Annotated in this window: 16 protein-coding genes, 1 tRNA gene and 1 riboswitch; of the genes, 8 read left to right on the forward strand and 9 right to left on the reverse strand. The window is 27.8% G+C overall.

All coding sequences use genetic code 4. From position 1 onward, the window contains the following. Position 1: 1 nt before the first annotated feature. The 3 genes from cypl to AC0B4N_RS00755 all read right to left on the reverse strand — a co-directional run bounded on the left by cypl (position 2) and on the right by AC0B4N_RS00755 (position 4278). Complete coding sequence (cypl, locus tag AC0B4N_RS00745) at positions 2–1159, reverse strand: ABC transporter thiamine pyrophosphate-binding lipoprotein p37/Cypl (protein WP_465102011.1); 1158 nt, start codon at positions 1157–1159, stop codon at positions 2–4. Between the two features lie 20 nt (positions 1160–1179). Further along, positions 1180–1277: riboswitch (TPP riboswitch) on the reverse strand. Between the two features lie 30 nt (positions 1278–1307). Beyond that, positions 1308–3815: a UU173 family protein gene (locus AC0B4N_RS00750; protein WP_465102012.1), complete on the reverse strand. Its 2508-nt coding sequence runs from the start codon at positions 3813–3815 to the stop codon at positions 1308–1310. Between the two features lies 1 nt (position 3816). Beyond that, a complete protein-coding gene (locus AC0B4N_RS00755) occupies positions 3817–4278 on the reverse strand; it encodes an L-threonylcarbamoyladenylate synthase (protein ID WP_465102013.1) in 462 nt (153 codons plus the stop codon). 87 nt (positions 4279–4365) lie between these two features. On the opposite strand from AC0B4N_RS00755, the gene AC0B4N_RS00760 reads away from it, so the two are divergent. From AC0B4N_RS00760 to AC0B4N_RS00775, 4 genes are read left to right on the forward strand one after another with little or no spacing between them, the layout of a single operon-like run. Beyond that, on the forward strand, positions 4366–5433 hold the full coding sequence (locus AC0B4N_RS00760) for a hypothetical protein (RefSeq protein ID WP_465102014.1): 1068 nt from the start codon (positions 4366–4368) through the stop codon (positions 5431–5433). A 47-nt stretch (positions 5434–5480) separates the two neighbouring features. Continuing rightward, positions 5481–6050 (forward strand): chromate transporter, encoded by a 570-nt coding sequence (locus tag AC0B4N_RS00765; RefSeq protein WP_465102015.1) that lies wholly within the window; start codon positions 5481–5483, stop codon positions 6048–6050. 1 nt (position 6051) lies between these two features. Then, positions 6052–6708, forward strand: a complete 657-nt coding sequence (locus AC0B4N_RS00770) for a chromate transporter (RefSeq protein WP_465102016.1) — start codon at positions 6052–6054, stop codon at positions 6706–6708. A 22-nt stretch (positions 6709–6730) separates the two neighbouring features. After that, positions 6731–9451 carry a cation-translocating P-type ATPase gene (locus AC0B4N_RS00775; RefSeq protein WP_465102017.1) on the forward strand — a complete coding sequence of 907 codons (2721 nt, stop codon included), beginning with the start codon at positions 6731–6733 and terminating at the stop codon, positions 9449–9451. 81 nt (positions 9452–9532) lie between these two features. On the opposite strand, the gene AC0B4N_RS00780 is transcribed toward AC0B4N_RS00775, so the two are convergent. The 6 genes from AC0B4N_RS00780 to mnmA all read right to left on the reverse strand — a co-directional run bounded on the left by AC0B4N_RS00780 (position 9533) and on the right by mnmA (position 16612). Further along, positions 9533–11026 (reverse strand): APC family permease, encoded by a 1494-nt coding sequence (locus AC0B4N_RS00780; RefSeq protein WP_465102018.1) that lies wholly within the window; start codon positions 11024–11026, stop codon positions 9533–9535. Between the two features lie 224 nt (positions 11027–11250). Further along, a complete protein-coding gene (gene greA / locus AC0B4N_RS00785) occupies positions 11251–11739 on the reverse strand; it encodes a transcription elongation factor GreA (protein WP_465102019.1) in 489 nt (162 codons plus the stop codon). A gap of 28 nt (positions 11740–11767) precedes the next feature. Next, positions 11768–12442: a BC85_0335 family putative methyltransferase gene (locus AC0B4N_RS00790; RefSeq protein ID WP_465102020.1), complete on the reverse strand. Its 675-nt coding sequence runs from the start codon at positions 12440–12442 to the stop codon at positions 11768–11770. Beyond that, a complete protein-coding gene (gene ruvX / locus AC0B4N_RS00795) occupies positions 12421–12876 on the reverse strand; it encodes a Holliday junction resolvase RuvX (RefSeq protein WP_465102021.1) in 456 nt (151 codons plus the stop codon). The genes AC0B4N_RS00790 and ruvX overlap by 22 nt, the downstream gene beginning before the upstream one ends. Continuing rightward, complete coding sequence (alaS, locus tag AC0B4N_RS00800; protein WP_465102022.1) at positions 12864–15488, reverse strand: alanine--tRNA ligase; 2625 nt, start codon at positions 15486–15488, stop codon at positions 12864–12866. The genes ruvX and alaS overlap by 13 nt, the downstream gene beginning before the upstream one ends. Positions 15489–15496: 8 nt before the next feature. Then, positions 15497–16612, reverse strand: coding sequence for a tRNA 2-thiouridine(34) synthase MnmA (mnmA, locus tag AC0B4N_RS00805; protein WP_465102561.1), 1116 nt, complete (start codon positions 16610–16612; stop codon positions 15497–15499). 89 nt (positions 16613–16701) lie between these two features. Here mnmA and AC0B4N_RS00810 point away from each other — a divergent pair. The 4 genes from AC0B4N_RS00810 (at position 16702) to AC0B4N_RS00825 (ending at position 21910) form a co-directional block, all read left to right on the forward strand. Further along, positions 16702–16778, forward strand: a tRNA-Arg gene (locus tag AC0B4N_RS00810). Positions 16779–16860: 82 nt separating this feature from the next. Beyond that, positions 16861–18651: an ABC transporter ATP-binding protein gene (locus AC0B4N_RS00815; RefSeq protein WP_465102023.1), complete on the forward strand. Its 1791-nt coding sequence runs from the start codon at positions 16861–16863 to the stop codon at positions 18649–18651. A 15-nt stretch (positions 18652–18666) separates the two neighbouring features. After that, entirely contained in the window at positions 18667–20598 is a 1932-nt protein-coding gene (locus tag AC0B4N_RS00820) for an ABC transporter ATP-binding protein (RefSeq protein ID WP_465102024.1), read from the forward strand. A 127-nt stretch (positions 20599–20725) separates the two neighbouring features. Beyond that, complete coding sequence (locus tag AC0B4N_RS00825; protein ID WP_465101895.1) at positions 20726–21910, forward strand: IS30 family transposase; 1185 nt, start codon at positions 20726–20728, stop codon at positions 21908–21910. Positions 21911–22114: the final 204 nt, after the last annotated feature.

A 22114-nucleotide genomic window follows, 5' to 3' on the forward strand; every position in this document is an offset into this window, starting at 1 on the left:
TTTAATTTCCTATATTATCTAAAATTAACCAAATATTTTTTTCTGGATCATTTATATAATCATAACTATAAAATCCGTGGCTAGGACCTCATAAATCATTTTTAGTGGTTGCTAACGACTTTAATGCTTTTGCAAGAATTTGAATTTTACCTTTATCAATACTTTTTTTATAAATTCCAATACTGTTCGGAAGTGGATCTGTTGTTGTTAAAAAAGTAAATTTTTGATTTGGTCTAGTTTCTTGGTTAATTGTGAAAGGATCATTGCTATCTTTGTATTTAGTATAAGTATAAAGACCTTCAGCATCAAAAAAGATTTTCTGGTTATTTAGGGAGGTTTTATAAATATTTACTAAAGGTTTTGGATCCATTTTATAATTAGCATTTTTATTAATTAAATCAAGCAATGAGGTGAATTGATCACCAAAGTGTTTTTTAAGCAGTGCTTGTTGTAAGATGTATTTGCTTGCAGATTCTTTGTCATTGCTATGAACATACCCAAAACTTAAAAATTTATTCAAATCTTTTTTATTTCATGCATCGATAATTTCCTGAGTTGTTTGTGGATCTGCGACTATATAAATTACTCCGCGATAGTATTTTGTTAAATTACCAGAATAAAAATTGTTATATAAATAACTTGCATAATTATTACCGTTAACTAGATCATCTCATTGGGACCTAGGAAGTTTATCAAAAAGAACTTGCTGAGATTGGGCAAGTTTGCGAAGAGGATCATTTTCTAAACCATTTTGATATGTTTCATTATTTTCTGGACTTGACCCTATAAGAGCTTTAGTATAAGTCTGGATTCCAAGTTCAATATTATTATCTTGGATTTCCTTCTTTTTGTTGAGAACTTTACCTGGTGATATAAACACCAAGTCTTGTTTATTTTTAATTAAATCATCAAAGTTTTTACTATATTCATTAAATGAAGCTTCAGTAGAAATTTTGACTTGAAATTGTCCACCTTGTTTTTTAATTTCTTCATTAAGGGTTGTTTGAAATTCGTTGACCTGAGTAGGATTTAAACCTGCCCCGATATTTATCCTTAGGATATTTTTATTATTTTCTTGGTTTGTGCATGATAAAGCAACAACACCGATTAAAGGCAATTGCCCAAATGTAAATATTATTTTTTTAAATAGATGTTTCATATTTCTCCAATCTGGACAAAGTATGGAGAAAATAGACTCGCTACGCTAGTATTAACTAGATCAGCTTATAAGAGTATTTCTCAGCTATACGTTTGTAATAGCACCCCTGTCCTTAAGTTTTATTTTACCATAAAATTATATTTTGATGCTATAGTGGTAAGTCAAAATATAAATTACCATCTTTAATTTGGTATTTTCCATTGTTAACAAAACCATTTGTATTATCTAATTTATATTCAAAATCGCTAATATTGTTAAAAAAGGTTTGAGCTAAGTACATGATTAAGTCATAAACCATAATCATTGCTCTTACATCATTTTCGCAATATTTTTTTAATTCCGGAACTATATTATATTCTCACACAGAATCATTAGTGGCATCAAGAAATCTATTTATTGCTTCCTTCATAGCCATTGTTCCTTTTTGAATTTTTAATGCAGAATATGGAAAAATCATATTTTTTAGTTGAATATTATTTTCTGTAATAAATTTTTCAATTTTTTTGATTGAATAAAATGCCTTGAGATATGAAAGTTGAATATATGAAATTGGTAAAGAACTATTTGTTTCTCTTTCTAATTTTATTTGCTTAATGTTATTATCAGTTTGCTGGAAGTAAAAAATATTTTCTTCTAGCAAATCAACTTGTTTTTTAGGAGTAAAAACATCTGCTAAATCAATAGTATTTGAGTTGATGTGATGGATTTTATTAGCAAAAATATTACATGCTTCGTCTATTGTTTTTGCATTGTATTTATGAATTAGTCACTGTGAGAATTCAAGGTCCTCGCCTTTATATAGTTTATTTTTTACTAATTTTAAAATTTCTGAATTACGTGTGTTTTCGTATCCTTTATTATATACAACGTAATAATCACAACCATCACGGTATATTGAATCAATAATATCAACAAAATCTTGACACGAGATGTTTTTGGGGTCTTTAACAATATTTTCACAACTTTGTTCTATGCCATTTTTGGTTGTAATAACTGAAACTTGGCACACTACTTGATTATAACTTGCTATTCCGTCAACTGGAGGGAATATATCTGAAAAACCTTCATAATCGTACCAAGAGACAATTGCATCTTTAATATGCAATTGTTTAATAATATTTAAGGTTTCTAGGTTGAAAGAATTAGGAATTGATTTAAAATCATTTATAGAGTTTTGTAAATCCTTTATCGATCTAAGATTTTTAGATTGTTTAAATTTACCAGAAAATTGAATATATTCTTGGTTATTCTTTTTTAATAAGTATTCTCTTAATAAGGCGATTAATTCCTTACTATCGTTAATAAAAAAATCATTAATTTCTAACCATTGATAATTTATTTGATAGTTAACATTATCATTTTTTAATCAATAATTAATTTGTTGTTTTATTTTATTGTTTTGCGCCTCATTTGAATCATAATAAGATGCAAAAAATAAAAGAGCATTTAAATTTATATTTTCATTAAATTCTTCATATGCTTTTATTACAATATTTAAATACCAACTAAAATCTTCAAATTCATAAAATTCCTTTAGTGAACTTGCTTTTGATGCTGGTTTTAGATTTGGGATAACAATTTTTTTGTTATGATTAGGATATATTTCAAAACCATAAAAGATATTTTGCCAACTTTGATCTCCAATGTATTTATCTGAATCTATTTCATATTTAATTGAATTATAAAAATTGTTTAAAGATGAAAGCATTGGTTCTTTATAACATGCTTTATTAATTACTCAGATATCTTGAACTATTTTTTTATTTTTGGCACAAGAAATAAAGCTATTATCAAATTGTTGGTTTTGATAATTTATAGGATAATTATGAATTGAATCATTTTCATAATTTTTGTTTAAAAATTGAAGACCTAAACCAGATTTTTTAAAGAAAAATTCTAAATCATTTATATAATCTAAATAAGGATTATTTCGACTTTTAACAATTGAATTAGATATTCAAGCTGCCTGTGTGATTAAAAAATTAATTTTATTTTTTTGTGGGTACCCAAAGATCTTGGTTCGTGGATCAATAATAATATTTTTAATGTCGTATATTTCTAAACCTAGCTCATTTGATAGCGAGTATAAATAATATGAAAGGTAATAAGTTTCAGGTTTAGATGTTGAAGTATAAGATAATAAATAAGCAATTATTTTTCCTTGCTTAATATGCAATGCAAAAGGATTATATAAAAATGTAAATGTATTAAGCTTTGATACTTTATCAAAACCTATTACAGGGTTTATAATAAGTAATTCTTGGTTTAAACTAATAGAATTATTTATTGCCTCTATAGTTTGAAATATTTTTATATCTTTGTTAGATTGTAAGGATATAATTTTGATATTTTCTTTTGAAAGGTTGAGAGTTTGTATTAAAAACTCTTCAGTTTTTTGTTTATATTTTGGGTAATTAGAAGCCAATATTTCAATATATGAATCGGTATTGGTCTCATCATAATCAAGCATTAATTCGTGTAGTTGTTCAAATTGACTTGATAAACTTACTTCATCTTCAGATTCATCAATATCTATTTTTGAATTCGCTTGATTATTTAGGTATTCAATAATTTTTTCAGTATTGAAAATTAATGTTGGGTTTAATGCAAAAACCCGTTTAAATGTGCTCCAGTTAATATAAATTTTTTCTTGCATATTACCTCTTTATTACTTCGTTAGTATCTAAATTAATTATTGTGCTTGGAACTCCTGATCCCGGGCCAAAATTGTAAACTTTTTGTATTTGCGGAAAAATTACATTTGCTTCTTCTATTTTAATTGGAGGATATCCTGAAATATTTGCACTTGACATATATATTGGACCAATTTTAGTTATTAGATCCAACAACCCTTGATGATTAGGCATGCGAAAACCTTGGTTATTTACAATAATTGTGGTTGGTCCAGGTCAATATTTTTGGGCAATTTCTTGTGCTTTTTTGTTTCATTCAGGGAATGGTGTAAGTTGCTTATAATCGCTAACTAAAATTATTATTTTTTTATTTAAGTCTCGATTTTTCACAAGGTATATTTCATCCAATGTTTGCTGATTTACAACCCCACCAATGCCAACAACGGTATCTGTTGTTGAAATAAATAAGTTTTTAATTTTATACATGTTATTATTATAGTTATTTTTATAACCATTACTATAAATTTGTTATAATTATTTTACTAATATAAATATAAATAAAGGAGAACTTATATGAAAATAGTATCTGATTATATGCCTTTTGAAACTTATAAAGATAAAGTGGATGAAAAGGTAATACCATTATTTAATGCAGCTATTGAGAATGCCTTTGATAGCGAAGAATATAAACAAGCTAAGAAATGAGCTTTAGCCGGTTATACAACTGCTGGCATTGGGGTTTTATTAATTCTAATAGCTTTCATTGTTTTTGCAGCAGCACCTAAAGGGGAAAATATATTAACTGTGATTATTTCTGGATTTGTCTTAATTATTATTGGCGCAATATTATTTTTTGCAACGGTATTGATATATAGAAAATACAAAAGACTTAAAGATTTAATTTTTCAAAATATGGAAGATCGTATTAATGTTGAAAAAGTTTATCGAGATTCATTTGCAATTTTAGACCCTAATTTTAATTTTATTGGTTATAAAACTGCAACTGCCAAAACTGCTATTAATCAATCTGCTTTTCAAAGCCATAGATATGAAGTGCCTGATGATGCTTATGTTATAAGAATGGGGCCTGAGAAAATGTGAAACTTAGATAAGAAATATCCTGCTTATTTAAGAAATGCACAATGAGAAAGAGTAACAACTGATTTTAAGGGTAACCGAAAAACTGAGCATTATTATTCATGTCTTTTAATTATTGATACAACTAATTTGGGTGAAAAAGCATTTAACTTCAGTTTATTTAATAATCAAAATCATAAGAAACTATATAAAAAGTTATTTAACGACATAAAATTAGAAAACAAGGAATTTAATAAAGTTTTTGTGCCAAGAAGTGATGATGATCTTAAAATTAGAATGATGTACACTCCTTTAGCTATGGAAACATCATTAAAAAGATTTAAAGATAATAAAAATTCAAAAGTTAGAAAGCTGTCAATCACATCTTTAGGGAATTACATTTATTTTGAGTTTTCAAGTGATTTTTACTTTATGGATTTAGATTGAAAGCCAACACTTAATAAACAAAAATTATTTAAAAGTCTTTACAATGACTTCATTGTTGATACATATACCTTTTACTATCTAATATCATTAATTTATATACCATTATACTTAGCTTAATTTAAAAATATTATTTAGTATCTAAATAATATTTTTTTAAGGAGCATATGGAGAAAAAAGTAAATTTTTGGGTTGTATTTTGATTAATATTAAAAATTAGTTTTATTGCATTTGGTGGTGGTAATGCCTTAATGCCAATTATTAAAAGGGAAGTAGTTGATAAAAAAAAGTGACTAGATAATGAAGAATTTAACCAAGTTGTAATAGTTACTAATATGTTGCCCGGGGCTTCAGTAATTCAAACTATTTCCTATATCGCAATTAAGATGCTCGGCAAAATAAAAGGAACTTTAGTAACTTTATTAGGTATTTTGCCCCATATCTTAGTTGCATTTGGAATTTTACTAATGTTTAATAAAATACCTTTTGAATATGTAAAAATTATTTCAGTTGGTGTGCTTGTTTCAATTATTGCTTTCTTGCTTGATTTTAGTTATCGATTTTTAAAGCAAGCAAAGCAAGGAATGAAAAGTCCAATTTGAATTATTATTTTTATTTTTTCTTTGGCATTTTGTTTATTTATCCCAAGTCCATACAATACCCCGGTTCTTGCGATCATTTGTGTTATACTCGTTTACAGCATTGTTTATCTAATATGAAAGCGAAAGAGCAAATAATATGTTTATTGCATTATTATTTTCAATTCCTTTTTTAATATTGATATCGTTATCAGTATTTGGTGGGGGGCAGGTGTTTATGCCTGTATTTGAATGATTTTGAAAATTTTTAAATAATCAATTTGATTTAGGTATTAGTGAAGAAAAGATTATTAATATTTTTACTGTTTCAAATACAACACCTGGAGTTGTATCTACTAAATTTGGGTTTATAACAGGATATTTAGTTGCTAATAATGAGTGATGAATGATTATCGCTGTTTTAATCACCTATGTTATATTTTGCTTACCAGCAATTATCATTATGGTTTTAGCCATGAAATATGTTGATAAATTTAAGAAAAATACATATATGAAGAATTTATTAATTATAATGAAACCATTAGTGGCTGGCATTATGTTTGCACTCGCAATTCAATTATTTTTAGGTATTTTTGAGCCTCAACTTTCATTTAATAAAACTAGTGATAATTATATTTTGATACAAAAACCTACCTCAGAAGTATTTTCAGGATACAAAAATATTTTATTAAAAATTTATGTTTTGCTAGGCATACCAGCATCGTGATATTTAATAAAGAAACTAAAATCATTATTTTTAATAATATTATTAAACATAATTATTTCATTAATATTATTTGCAATTCCATATGCATAATATTTTTAATTAAGGAGGAATTTTGAATAAAAATCTGAATCAAGAATATGTTAAAAAGCGTCTTGGTTTAACATCTGCACAAGCAAAAGACTTTTTAGAAAAATATGGACCAAATACCATAAAAACTACTCAGAAAAAAAGCATCTTTAAAATCTTTTTATCACAATTTAAAGATTTTATGATTATTTTACTTTTAATAGCCGCAATTTTTAGTTTATCAGTTGCATTTTATGAAACATTTGGTGCAAGTCATAAACCTGATACAACTGAAATTGTAATTAGTTTTGTTGAACCATTTATTATTTTAATTGTCATTATTTTAAATTCATGTCTTGGAACATATCAGGAAATAAAAAGTGATCAAGCCGTTAAAGCGCTCGAAAAAAATAATCAATTAAATTCAAAGGTTATTCGTAATGGAGAAACAATTTCATTACCTGCTAGCGAAATTGTTCCAGGTGATTTAGTAATTGTTGAAGCAGGTGATTATGTAAGTGCTGACGGTATTTTGCTTGAATCTTATTCGCTTCAAGCAGTTGAATCAGCTTTAACTGGTGAATCTACTGGAGTAGATAAGCAAGTTAATTTTGAACTTGATGCTGCTGAACTTCCGCTTGGGGAAAGAAGCAATTATTTATTTTCTGGAACTTACATTACTACAGGTCGTGGAATTATCTTAGTAACTGAAACAGGTTTAAAAACAGAAATAGGTAAAATTAATACTTTAATTGAAACTCAAGAAGTACATTTAACACCATTACAAATTAAATTAAATAAATTGAGTAAAATCTTTGGTATTAGTGGTGTTATTTTATTATTTATTACCACAATCACCCAATTACTTATTACTAATACTTTATTAATACCAAATGGTTGAAATCAACCAGAAACTTATTCTAGTGCACTAATCGTAGGTATTTCGCTTGCTGTCGCAGCAATACCGGAAGGGTTAATTACTTTTACCACTGTATTGCTTGCTATTGGTGTTTCAAAAATGGCTAATGAAAATGTTATTATTAAAAGTTTCCCTTCAGTTGAAACATTAGGTGCTACAAATGTTATTTGTTCAGATAAAACTGGGACACTAACTGAAAATAAGATGACAGTGGTTGAATTTGAGGATGTTACTAACCCTAGTTCACTTGCCAATTCCAAAGCCTTATCTTATTTTGTGGCATGTTGTGATGCATCTGTTGTTTTAAATGAAAGAGGAGAATATGAAGAAGTTGGAGATCCTACTGAAACAGGAATCTTAATTTATGGAATGAAAAATAATATTTCAGCAGGTAATTTTTATTTAAAGCATAATAGATTAGATTCATTACCTTTTGATAGCGATCGTAAGGCAATGAGTATCTTAGTTAACAATGAAAATGATTTTAATACAATAATTGTTAAAGGTGCTCCTGATGTAATTTTAAGTAAATCTAGAAATGTAGATACAAAATATTATGAAAAAATTGAATCATGATCAAAGCAAGCTTATAGAGTAATTGCTTTAGCTTACAAAGATGTTTCTAAAGATAAAACTAAATTATCTTTAGAAGATGAACAAGATTTAACTTTTCTTGGTTTAGTTGGCATGATTGATCCACCTCGACAAGGTGTTAAAGAGAGCATCGTTGAAGCTAGAGAAGGTGGAATTAAGCCAGTTATGATTACTGGTGATCATTTAACTACTGCTTTAGCAATAGCAAAAGAATTAGGAATATCACAAGAAGGTGATAAGTCAATTAACGGAACAACCCTGGCAAATATGTCTGATGAAGAATTAAAAAATGAAGTTAAACATATCTCTGTTTATGCAAGAGTAAGCCCAGCTGACAAATTAAGAATTGTAAAAGCATGGCAATCGCATGATAAAGTTGTCGCAATGACGGGAGACGGAGTTAACGATGCTCCAGCTTTAAAAGCAAGTGATGTAGGCCTTGCTATGGGAATTACTGGAACAGATGTTTCTAAGCAAGCTGCAGATGTTATTTTAACGGATGATAATTTTACTACGATTGTTAAAGGAATTAAAAGTGGCCGCGAAACTTTTGACCGTATTAAATCAGTTATATTAAATTTATTAGTATCATCGCTTACTGAAATCATTGTAATGTTAATTGGACTATTTGTTTTATCATTTATCTTTAAAAATGATATTCAAGGAAAGGATTTAATTATTCTTTCTGCTTCACAATTATTATGAATTAACTTATTAACCCATGGTTTACCAGCTATCGCATTAGGAATGAGTCCTAATGATGTTGATGCTATGAAACGTAAACCATTTAAAAAAACCGAAAGTATCTTTTCACGTGGTATGGGGAAGAACTTAGTAATTTATAGTTTAATTTTAAGTTTTTTCTCAATCTTATCATATGTAATCGTTGCATTTTATGCAAGAAGTGAAAATATTGCAGGTGATCAATTTATTAGGCTAACTTCCACAAGTATGTTTGTTACCTTAGGCATTGGGGCTAGTCTCAACTCTCTTAATCTAATGTCTAAAAAATCTATCTTTATGTTTAGTTGAACTAAATATAAATTAGTTTATTTAGCAACTATTTTTTCAACAATATGTGTTTTATTTGCCGCCTTTACTCCAGGAGTAAGAGATGTCTTTAAAATGGCTGAAATTTCACAAATTAAAAATTATAACATTGTGTATTGGTTTATCCCAATTATTTTAGGACTTGGTTTAATAATCTTTGTTGAAATTGAAAAAGTTATTAAATTATTTATCAATAAAAAATAATCTGAAAACAAACCTTTAGGATAATACCTAAAGGTTTTTGTTATTTAAAAAGATATTCATTATAATGAATATCTTTTAGTTTTATTCAATAATATCAGTAGAACTTATAAAATCTTTTATGATATCTCTTTTGAAGACTGCTTTTTCTAAAGAGTAGTTGATTCATGGTAAAGCTATAAGAAATGCTAATGTTATTACATAAAGTAAAATAGGTACATAATTTTTAATTAAATCACTTTTCCCATTATCTCAGAAAACACCTCAACCTGAAGGGTTAGTTTTATCTGAGGCAAGGTTTGCAAATTGGAAATATAAGTATGAAGATTCAACAAATAAAATTCCAAGTACTGCCAATATTGCACTAATGTAAAATAGATAATCATTCATTTTTTTTGTTTCTGAATATGATTTTCTTTTTAAGCTATATTTTAGTATAACTAAACCATAAATAATGAAGAAGAATAGAGTAGTGAAGTTTGAAACTGCATCTAATATAATATCAGTATTTAATGATAAAGTTGGTACTAAAATTATTAAAAAGTAAAATGCATGAACTAATACAATGTAAATAATAGTAGTTTTTAATTCACCAAATTTCTTTAATAATGAGCTTGAGCCAAATAAAAATTTATTCCTTACACTTATACGCATTTCATTAACAAAGGCAGCTGAAATACCGTTAGTAACTCCTAAAGCAGATAAGAAGATAAAGAAGATTACAGCGGTAGTAATACCTGTTTTTCATTTATCTGGTAAAGAGTCATTTAATACACCATGTACTGAACCAGATGAGTGCAGTATCGATGAAACTGCAATTAATGAATAAAGAATAACAATAAATGTCATAGCAATTAAAATTGCTTTTGGTAGCGTTTTTGTAGGATTTTTAGTTTTCTCAGACATAGAGTTTGAAACTAAAAAAGCATCATAAGCAAATAATACAGCTGGCAATGCTGCCACAATACCTTTAATTGAGAAAGCATTTTTTAAAAATGCATTTGTCCCATCATTATTATGAGTTGTTGGGAAAATAATTCCAATAAATAGCGCAGCAAATAAAGGTATAAATTTAATAATTGTAATTACAAATTGAAATTTGGCGGTTACTTGGTATGACCATATATTTAAAGAGATATAAATAATTGTTATGAACAATCCCACAAAGACGTGTGTTACTAACGTAACAGATTTTGCAAATTCAACATCAGCTAATATTAAGAAATAAAAGAATGCTTCAGATGCAAAAATTCCTAATACTGCACTTAGAATACCTCAATAAAATATTGAGTATCCTAGCGAATTATGGTAAGCTAATTTTTCATTCTTAGTTACTTTGTAAACTCAATTACTTAATCCAGATAACTTACCATTTTTAAAGGAACCTATTTCAGCAAATGATACAGCAGCACACATTGAAATAAGTCCTCCAATGATTCATGCAAATAATCAGCTTAAACCATCTCCATCAGTAGCCCGCGAAATAGAGCCGTTTTTGAAAAAGATACCAATCCCGACTACTGATCCAACGATCATAGCTATAGATAAAAGTAAACCTATTTTTTTATCTTTTGTCATTTAAAACCTCCTTGTTTAATTTATTGCATAATTTTACCATAATATATAATATATATATATATATATATAGAAAACTAATAAAAATCCATATGTAATAAAATTTTACATATGGATTAAATTAATAAAGTAGTTAATTTGTGGGTTTTTTGCTATTGTGTAAATAAAAAGATTAACAAAAGATCATATGCAATAAATTTTGTGCATGATCTAGTGATTGAATATTTCTATAAATGTTTGATTGATAAGATTCTAATAGTATATTTAATTGGAGCTTCTACTTCAATTTCATCACCAATAGTCTTTCCAAGCATTGCCGTTGCTAATGGTGAACGGGTTGAAATTTTATTGTCAAAAGGATTTGCATCATGTGAACCGGTTATTTTAACGGAATGCGTAGTGTTTTTATCAATATTATAAAATTCCACTTCAGTGTTGATGTCTACATTATTATTTTTTCTATTTGCATTTGATTCAATAATAATGGCACGATCGATGATAACTTCTAATTCTTTAATTCTACTTTCGACGATTCCTTGTCTTTCACGGGCTGCATCATATTCAGCATTTTCAGAAAGGTCACCTTGTGCGCGGGCTTCTTTTAAGGCTTCTTGAACTGCAGGACGCTCAACACTAATTAATTTATTATATTCTTTAAGGTATTCATCATATTTTTCTTTTGATAAATGTATTTTATTATTGTTTAATTCGCTCATTATATCTCCTGAGTATGTAATATTCCTTTTATTTTACTATATTTTCAAGATTTTTATTCGTAATAAATAAAAATCTTGATGAAAAGTATGATATCTCATAGTTAATCTTTTTATCTTTTAGAAAACTTATAAAAATATTAAGATCTTTACGTTTGATTTTTTCCAATGAAATGCAAATCATTCCATTTGGCTTAAGTTTTGAATAAAACATATTATAAATTGTATTTAAGTCATATGAAGTGTTAAAAACACCAAGGAAATCAATTACATGATTATCATAAATGTTAATTGGATTAGTATATAAATCAGGGTGATTTAAACGTCCTTGATTTAATTTATTTAAGCTGAGGTTGTTGATATCATAATATGTTGTGCCTTTGGTTTTTATCGCTAAACACGAAAAAGCAAATTCTTCTTCTTTTGCCAAGATTAACTTATCTTGATAATTATTAAGAAATATTGTATTAATCATGCCTTCAATATCATATGGATTAACATTGGATTTAAAATAATTTTCTAATTCAAAAGGCAAAATCCCAATATCGTTACGCAACGATTTAATTTGTTCTAATGATTCACGTTGTAATTTATCTTTATATTTTTTGGTATATTTCTTGGTTCAAATTAAGATCCCAATATAAATTCCGAAACCTAAAAACATTGCGACACCAGCCGAAATTATTAAAATAGTTCTTCAAGTCATGGTATCTCCTGTCTATCTTTATAGTATTCTAAATAATCATCTAAGATTAATTGGGCAGCTATTTTATCTTTATGTTTCTTGCGTTTTTGGTTAGTTAATCCAGCACTAAGCATAATTTCATGCGCCTTTTTTGTGGAATATTGTTCATTAATTAACAAAATTGGCACATTTATGTTTGTTTTTAAATGATTAATAATTTTTTCAACATATAAAGTTGTAGCGCTTTTGGCTCCATCTATTTTTAAGGGATATCCAATAATCAATCCATCAATTTTATGAGTTTTTAATAATTGGCTAATGTAATTGGTAATCTCTTTGCTAGCTTCTTTTTCATTGTAGCGAAGGGTTTCCAAATTTGAGGAAATAATTTCTGATTCATCAGTTATGGCAACTCCGCAAGTTCTAGTTCCAATATCTAATCCTAATTTTCTCATACTAATTTTTCTTGGATAAATATTTCCAAGTTTGTTGTATTTGCTATTTTACCCATGGATAAAATTGCATTCCCACCACCTTTGCCACCAAATTCTTTAAATATTTGTTGGGCAAGGTAATTAGAATTATGTGTCTTGGAAGCTACAACAAGCATTGGAGTTTCTAAATCATTAATAATGAAGAAAGTTGAATTTTGGTATTTTTCTCTTAGTGTAGTTGCTATCACTTTTATATTTTCATTTGCTGCAACTTTTATAAATCCATATTTATGGTTTGACACATTTTTAAAATTAATTTCATCATATGAAAAAATTGTAGATTGTTCTTTTTCTTTTTGTAATTTAACATAATCATTTCTGATTAAGGAGATTGCTTTATTGAGTTGTTGTATTGCTAGTTCTAAATCATCAGATAAATTTAAATTAAATTTATAGTTGTCGTTTAGATTTATATTTCTATTTATAAGTTTATTAACTTCTAAAAGCAATTCATCTTTTTGGTTTTCAAGATATTCATTAACTAGCTTGTGTGATGAAATTGCACGAATTCTGAAAACAGCGGCAGATTTTTTTTCTACACTAACTATTTTAAAGTTTTCTAATTTTCCAGAATTACTAAGGTGAGTTCCGCCGCACAAGTCAGCTGTAATATTATCAAATTTTACTATCCTTACAGAATTAGGGTTCATATATTCAGCTTCTTCTAGTGTCATAATAGCGCCCATTTCTTTAGCTTGGTTAGTAGTCATATTTAAATAATGTCTTTGTGCATTTAATTTAATATAGCTTCTTACCAATTTTTCAACTTGGTTAATTTGTTCAAGAGTGGGCTTTGAATCAGCTGGAAAGTCAAAAGTTAGTCTTTCTTCGTTATTATCACTTCCCAGTTGTTTAATTTCAGGTCCTAGAACATCTCTAAGCGCTGCAAATAAAAAATGAGTTCCAGAGTGGTTTCTTTCTAAACCAAGTCTAATTTGTGTATCAACATAACATTCGATTGGGTCTGATAAGTTTATTAAGCCTTCTACTTTATGTATATGATTTCCATATTTATCTTTAAATACATCTAGTATTTGAATTTTTATATTGTTTTGTAAGATATAACCTTTATCATGTCTCTGACCACCGCTGGTTGCATAAAAAGGTGTATCTTTCAAAATTAAATAACCAATTCCGTTAATTGAATCTTTAAATGCATCAGCATCTAATAGATGAAGTATATTGGTTTTATTATGTGTAAATTCATAACCTATAAAATTATCAATTTTTTGTTTTATTAAAGTTAGTGAGTTAATAACTTTATCCATACCCGAAATTTTAGTTCCCCGGCTTGAATCTGCATGTTGTTTTTTTGCTTCTAAATAGGCATCTTTGTCTACTGAGATGCCCTTAGCAGCTAAAATTTCTTCTGTTAATTCAATGGGGAAGCCATACGTTTCAAATAATTTGAATGCTAGGGCACCATCAAAAATGCTTTGTCCACTTGAAATATGTTTATTTAATAATTGTCTACCATTTTCAACTGTTCTTGAAAAAGATTCTTCTTCATCGATAATAATTTTTATTATTGGTTTAATATCATATTCATATGGCAATGTTTCTTTTATTGTTTCTACTAATTTATGTAGGATCGGTTCTTGAATATTAAGTAAGATTGCAAAATATAAACTGCGGCGAATTAATCTTCGAATTATGTAGCCACGGCCCACGTTAGATGGTTTTGCTCCATCAGCAATTGCATTAACAACTGATCTCATGTGGTCCGCAATAACTTTAAAGTAGGTGTTAATTTCAGTTTGTTTAATATCTTTAATGAAGTAGTTTTGGGTTTGATATTGATATTTTGTATATTTTTCAACTTGGTGGATGATTGGCAGGAATAAATCTGTATCAAAGTTAGTAGGAGCATCTTGCATGATCGAAACAATTCTTTCAAAACCTGCCCCAGTATCAATATTTTTTTGTTTTAATTCTGTGTAATTGCCTTCACCATCTGAATTATAAGTTGAAAATACAATATTTCAGATTTCGACATAACGATCATTTTCAATATCATTTTTTAAAAGCTCAATACCTCTTTTATCATATTTTTCCCCACGGTCATAAAAAATTTCAGTATTAGGACCACATGGTCCAGATCCAACTTCCCAAAAGTTAGTAGATTTATCTCCGGGTATCATATGCTCTTCGCTAAATCCTTGCTTAATTCATAAATCTTTTGTTTCTAAATCTTCATAATAATATGTAAAATATAACTTTGATTTATCTAATTTTAATTCCTCAAGCAAAAATTTTGTTGCTAATTCAATTGCTTCTTTTTTAAAGTAATCTCCAATTGAAAAATTACCTAACATTTCAAAAAAGGTATGATGGCGGGCAGTGACACCGACATTTTCGATATCATTAGTTCTAATTACTTTTTGTGAGTTAACCAATTTTCCAGAAGGTGGGATTTTTTTGCCTTCAAAATAATCCTTTAATGTGGCTACACCACTATTTATTCATAATAATGAAGGATCATTTTGTGGGATTAAACTTTTAGATGGAATTATTAAATGATCATTTTGCTCAAAAAATTTAAGTCATTTTTCTCTAATTATTTTTGATTTCATATTTACTCCTAAAGGTAATCAATTTTTTTATTATTAATAAATAATTCATCAATAGTAGCTCCGCCAATGCAATAATTTCCATCATAGAAAACAACTTGTTGTCCAGGTGTAACTGCTGATGAAGTATCTGGGTAAAATACTTTTATTTGTTTATCATTTAAAATTTCTATTTTAACCTTAATATCTTTTTGGCGGTACCTAAATTTAGCACTTAAATTTTCAGGATTGTAATTTAGATTATTAAAAGTATAATTTGAAGCAATTAATGAATCTGAAATTAAGTATTTGGGTTTAGAGCCTTGAGCTACGTATAAAATATTTTGTGATACATCATGACCACAGACATAATATGGTTCTTTCATCCCCCCTAGATTCAAGCCTTTACGTTGTCCAATTGTGTAATAAAAAACACCAACATGTTTTCCGATAATTTGTTCTGTAGTTATATCGATGATATCTCCTTCTTGTGCAGGAATATAATTTTGGAGAAATTTCCCAAAACTACGCTCACCAATAAAACAAATTCCAGTGGAATCTTTTTTATTGGCTGTTATTAAACCTAAATTAGCAGCTATTTTACGAATTTCTGATTTTGTTAACTCAGAAAGTGGCATTAAAACTTTTTCTAACTGTTTTTTAGTCAATTGAGCTAAAAAATAAGTTTGATCTTTATCTTGATCTTTCGCTCGCAGTAAATAACCATTTTCGACTTTAGCATAATGGCCCATTGCAATATAATCAGCTTTTAATTGTTCAAATGCATATTTCGCAAATGAACTGAATTTAATATATTTATTGCATAAAATATCCGGATTAGGGGTTCGTCCTTTTGCATATTCATCGATAAAATTTTGAAAAACATTATCCCAATACTCTTTTACAAAGTCAACACGGTGCAATGGAATATCAAGTTTTTTAGCAACAGACAGTGCATCTTTATAATCAACTTCTTGTGGGCATGCTTCATCATTTAAGGTATTATTTCCTAAAATATCATTGTTGGCAAGACTATCTCAATTACGCATAAAAAGTCCTACTACTTCATAACCTTGCTCTTTTAACAAATAAGCTGCAACAGAGGAATCAACACCGCCGCTAAGTCCTACAACAACTCGTTTTTTTAAAATATCCATATTACTCCTTTAGTTTAATATTAAAAAATTATAATGAATTTTTTTGATTTTTTTTAATTTATGTTAAAATTATACCACGTGGTCGCGTAGCTCAGCAGGACAGAGCACGAGCCTTCTAAGCTTGTGGTCAGAGGTTCGAATCCTCTCGTGATCGCCATTTTTTTTATAACTTTTTTAAATAATTTAATAAAATAATTATATTATAACAATTTTAGTTATAAGTAGAATAAGAGGTTTTTATGATAAAAACTTTAATAATCTTACCAAGAAAAATCAAAATTCAATTTTTATTTGGTGTATTACTTTTATTCATTAATGTTGGGTTAACAATGTTAACTCCAGTTTTCATATCGCAATTTTTACCACTATTAATCGATAAAAAAGAATTGTATGAAATTGAAGTTTTTAAAAATGTAATTTATAGTTCAAAAGACTTTGTTTCAGCATTTATATTTTTATTATTGAGCACAATAGGATTAATAATAGGCGGCGCTTTAACATCATTTGTCAGCTTATTTATAATAATATGAGCTGGTGAAAATGCTTCTGAATTTTATCGGAATATTTTATATGCCAAATATCAAAAACTTAGCTTAAAAGATATTTCACATTTTAGTGTTGAATCTTTGATAACAAGAATTACTGATGACGTTGCAGTTTTTTGAGAGTTTTTAGTTGGAGCTACAAGTGCTTTAATTAAAGCGCCATTATTTATAGCATTTGGATTAACATTTGCAATTTTAACAGACTTAACCTTAACTTGAACGATTGTTGCAATTGTTCCTTTAATTGTTGGTTCGATTTTATATATTTTAGTAAAAGTTATGCCTTTAATTATTAAGGGTCGAACAATTATTGATAATAATACTAAATCAGTTAATGAGATAATCAGTGGAGCAAGACTCATCAAAGCATACAATTTACAAGAACAACAATATCAAAAATTTAAACAAACAAATAAAGCATGGAAGAAAAATGGAATTAATATTTTTAATATTTTTTCTATTAGTATGCCGTTCTTCTTTTTTGCAGTTAATTTAGTTATTGTGTTTATTTTTTATGGGGGATATCGGTTACTTGCTGCTAATCCATCTCAAGATGTAAGTAAATTAATTGCTAAAATTAATACTTTTATTGAGTATGAGTTTATGATGGCATTAGGTGTTTCAATGTTTGGGCAGTTTTTAGGGACATTTTTTAGGGCAAGGGTATCATCAAAAAGAATCATGGATGTAATTACTTGTGAATATGATGAATTACTAATATATAATGGTAAATCATTGCCAAATGATCCAAGCAAATATTCAATTGAATTTAAAAACTTTAGTTATAAATATTCTGAAACTGCTGAAAAGTATGCTTTAAAAAATATTAATTTTAAATTAGAAGCTGGGCAAACCTTAGGAATTATTGGCCCTACTGGTTCTGGTAAATCAACGCTGGCGAATATTTTAGTTAATAATATGAAATATTCTGAAGGTAGTGTAAAAATTGCTGGCAAAGAAGTTAATGAAATTAATTCATCACAATTACATAAGCAAGTTGGAATTGTATTTCAAGAAGCTATGCTTTATTCTGGGACCATTGAAAGAAATTTAAAATTTGCAAAAGAGGACGCTACACAAGAAGAACTTTATAAGGCAATTGAAAGTGCTTGTGCAACTGATTTTGTTAACTCATTCAGTGATACTTTTCAACATGTTGTTGAGCAAAGAGGGAAAAATTTATCTGGTGGACAAAAACAACGTTTATCAGTAGCTCGTACTTTATTAACTAATCCAAAAGTTTTAATCCTTGATGATACAACTAGTGCTCTTGATAATTTAACAGCCAGAAAAATGGTGCAAAATATTGCACAAAATTATATATGTACAACGGTTATTATTTCTCAAAAAGTTAATTCAATTAAAGATGCTGATAAAATTTTAGTGTTAAACAATGGTGAAATTATTGATTGAGGTAGTCATAGTGAACTAATTGCTAGATGTGATTGATATAAAGATATTTATCACAATCAATTAGAACAATAAGATAAGGAGAAAGATATGAAACAAAAATATTCATCATGGCAAGCAGTCAAACTATTATTTTCTTTCGCTAGAGATTTTAAAAAACAAACTATGCTCGGTGGTCTTTTTTCCTTTATTAATGCCGTTGCATATATTTTAGGTAGTTTATTAGTTGGGCTAGTTGTAAGTTCCTTTTTTGATCCTATCGCAAACGGGAAAAGTGCTTTTGAAAATTTTAATACAACCCGCTTTGCACTAATTTTAGTGCTTCTAGCTTCTTGTTATATTATTTATGGAATTTTTAGATATTTAGAAAATAGATATTTTGTTAAAGTTAGTTTTGGAACTGCTACAAATATCAGAAAAAAAATTATAAAGAAAATGCTTAAATTAAATATTAGCTTTTATGATCGTAATAAAGCTGGTGATTTAATTTCAACAATTATAGGTGATGTGACAAATATTGCTTTTTCATTAAACCAAGTTTTATCAGCGGTTATTAATGCTTTTATTAACATTAGTTTATCTTTAATAATGATGTTATTAGTTTCTGCTAAATTGACATTAATTGTCATACCATTAACTTTACTAATGCTTTTTAGTGTTATGGTGTTAATTAAAAAATCTCAACCTTACTTTGAAAAAGTACGTAATGCTTTTGGAAGGTTGAATGCATTTGTTGAAGAAACATTAACAAATACAAAAATTACTAATTCCTTTGAAAAACAAAAACCTATTTTAAAAGAACTTGAACAGTTAACCAGAGATATTAGAAATGTTAGTTTTAAAAGTGATTTGGTTTCTCGAAGTTTTGAAATTGTTTATTCAATAATGTCAAATAGTATAATTTTAGTGATTGCCGGCATTTCAGCCTTTTTCTTCTTTAGGCAAGAACCAATTTGAGGTGTGCCAGGCATTATGGGACAAACTACTAATATTGCTACTTCTGGTTTAATAGTAACTTATATCTCGCTTAATTGAAATTTCTTAGGTCCATTTCAAAATGCACTAGGTACTATATTTGGGGCACAAAGTGCTGTGGCATCAGCAACACGGGTAGGAAATTTATTAAATGAGCCTGAGCCAGTTATAAAAGATAAAAAAATAAAAATAGTCAAAGTATCATTAAACCAAGAAACTAATAAATTTGAGGAAACTGATGCAAATGATCCATATGGATTTTATGCTTGAAAAACTTTTAATAATAATACTAATGAATTGGAATATAAATCAGTTAAAGGAACAGTAGAATTTAGAAATGTTTTTTTTAAATACCTTAATGATTCTCAAGAATATCAATTAAAACAAGCAAGTTTTTCTGCGAATCGGGGACAAAAAATTGCTATTGTTGGGCCTACTGGAGCAGGAAAAACTACGATTGTTAATTTATTGTCTAAATACTATGATTATACATCTGGAAGCATTACAATTGATGGTCATGAACTTAAAGAAATTGATACAAATAATTTAAGGGATATTATGACAATTGTATTACAAGATTCATTTTTATTTAATGAAACAATTATTGATAATTTAAAGAAGGCAAATCCAAAAGCATCAAGGGAAGAAATTATCGATGCCGCCAAAATGACAAAAGCACATGACTTTATTTTATCTTTAGAAAATGGATATGATACCTTAATTGAAAATAATGGGTCAAATATTTCTCAAGGTCAAAAACAATTATTGTCTTTGACAAGGGCGATTTTAACCAATAGAAATATTTTAATTTTAGATGAAGCCACTTCAAACATTGATTCAAGCACTGAAAAAATAGTTCAAGAATCAATGTTAAGGTTAATGGAATATAAAACTTCTTTTATAATTGCTCATCGGCTAAGTACAATTAAAAATTCTGATTTAATACTTGTAGTTAATGATGGAATGATTATCGAAAGAGGAACTCACGAATCATTATTACAAGAAAAAGGTTTTTACTACAATTTATATCAATCTCAGTTTAACTAACAAATCATATATTAATTGGAAATGTCACATGCAAGTTTTTTTGCATGTGACATTGTTTTTGTCTGCCTTGTAATAAAATAGTTGTATTAATAAATTTTAAAAAAATGAAAGGAGACCTTAAAATTATATGAAAAATTTAGAAAAATATATTTGTGTTTTTGACAAATATCGAAAAGAAAATAAATATCAACATTTTAAAATTGAAGAGAATTACAACACTATCTTGAAAATGCAAGGAGCTCTTGAGTCGCATCGAAAATTACGATCAGATCAAATCGATCTAGAACAACTTTTTAATATTTTACAAGAACTTTCTGAAGGCTTCTCAATCCAAGAAGTAGCTAAGATTTCTAACAGAGACATTCGAAGTATAAAAAGTAAAATCCAAATTATTACAAATCGCAAACCACTTAGTTTAGATAAACACAATCGCTATGTTTGTGCTAAGTGTTCAAAAAGAGTAATGCGGGTTAAAACCCTTAATTTTACTAAACTATACGAACATTTATTAGGTTATTCATTTTCGCGACTCTTTTTTGTAAGTGATGCAATTAAAGAGAAATGAAAGGCCTACAGAAAATATTGGTATAGTGAGCTTAATACATACAATAAAAATAGAAATAAAAAGAATTTGCAGCAAAAAGAAGTTAAGAAATCAGTTACCTATCTTGTGAATTCTTTTAAAAAATTATCCCCTGATGAATTTGCTCCTTCACCTAGTACAATTTATAAAATAATCAAAAAATACCCTTATTTCCTTGAATTTGACCACATTGTTAAAAAATCTGAAGGCAAATATGGCATAAGGAAGAAAAAACAAACCAAACCTAAAACATTAAAATATGCTACAGAAATTTCAAAACGTCCAGCTTATATTAATGATCGCTCTGAACACGGCCATTTTGAATTAGACACCGTTATTGGTAAAATCAATGATACATATTGTATTGTGACCATAATTGAACGGCAAACCAGAATGTCTTATGCTATGCTCTCAAAACGCAACTCCAAAGCTACAAAACAAACTCTTCTCAAACTAATCAAGAAACATAACTTAGACATTAAAACTTTAACAGTTGATAATGGTAGTGAAAATGTCTTATTGCACCAGGTTATTCCAACTGAAAGACTATTTAAATGCCAACCATATAGTTCATGACAAAAAGGTTCAATAGAAAATATGCACCGCTTAATTAGGTATTACATTCCCAAAGGAAAAAGCTTAGATAAATACTCTCAGCAAGAAATTGATTATATGATGGAAAAAATAAATAACTATCGACAAGTTGTACGGCAATATAAGATAACCTAAAATTTTTTTTAATCCCCCGCCTTTGATTGCAATCAAAGGGGCCTTACTTTTGGCAAAAGTAAGCAAAACCGACGAGAAAACACTGCCGTGTTTTCTGTTTTCGCATACATTTTTTTATCTAAAAATTATGTTAAAATTAAAAGACAATTATTTTGTTAACATCTCGCAAGTGACTTTTCCAAAAAACACTAACAAATCATATGC

It is taken from the genome of Mycoplasma sp. 13536, from assembly GCF_055523495.1.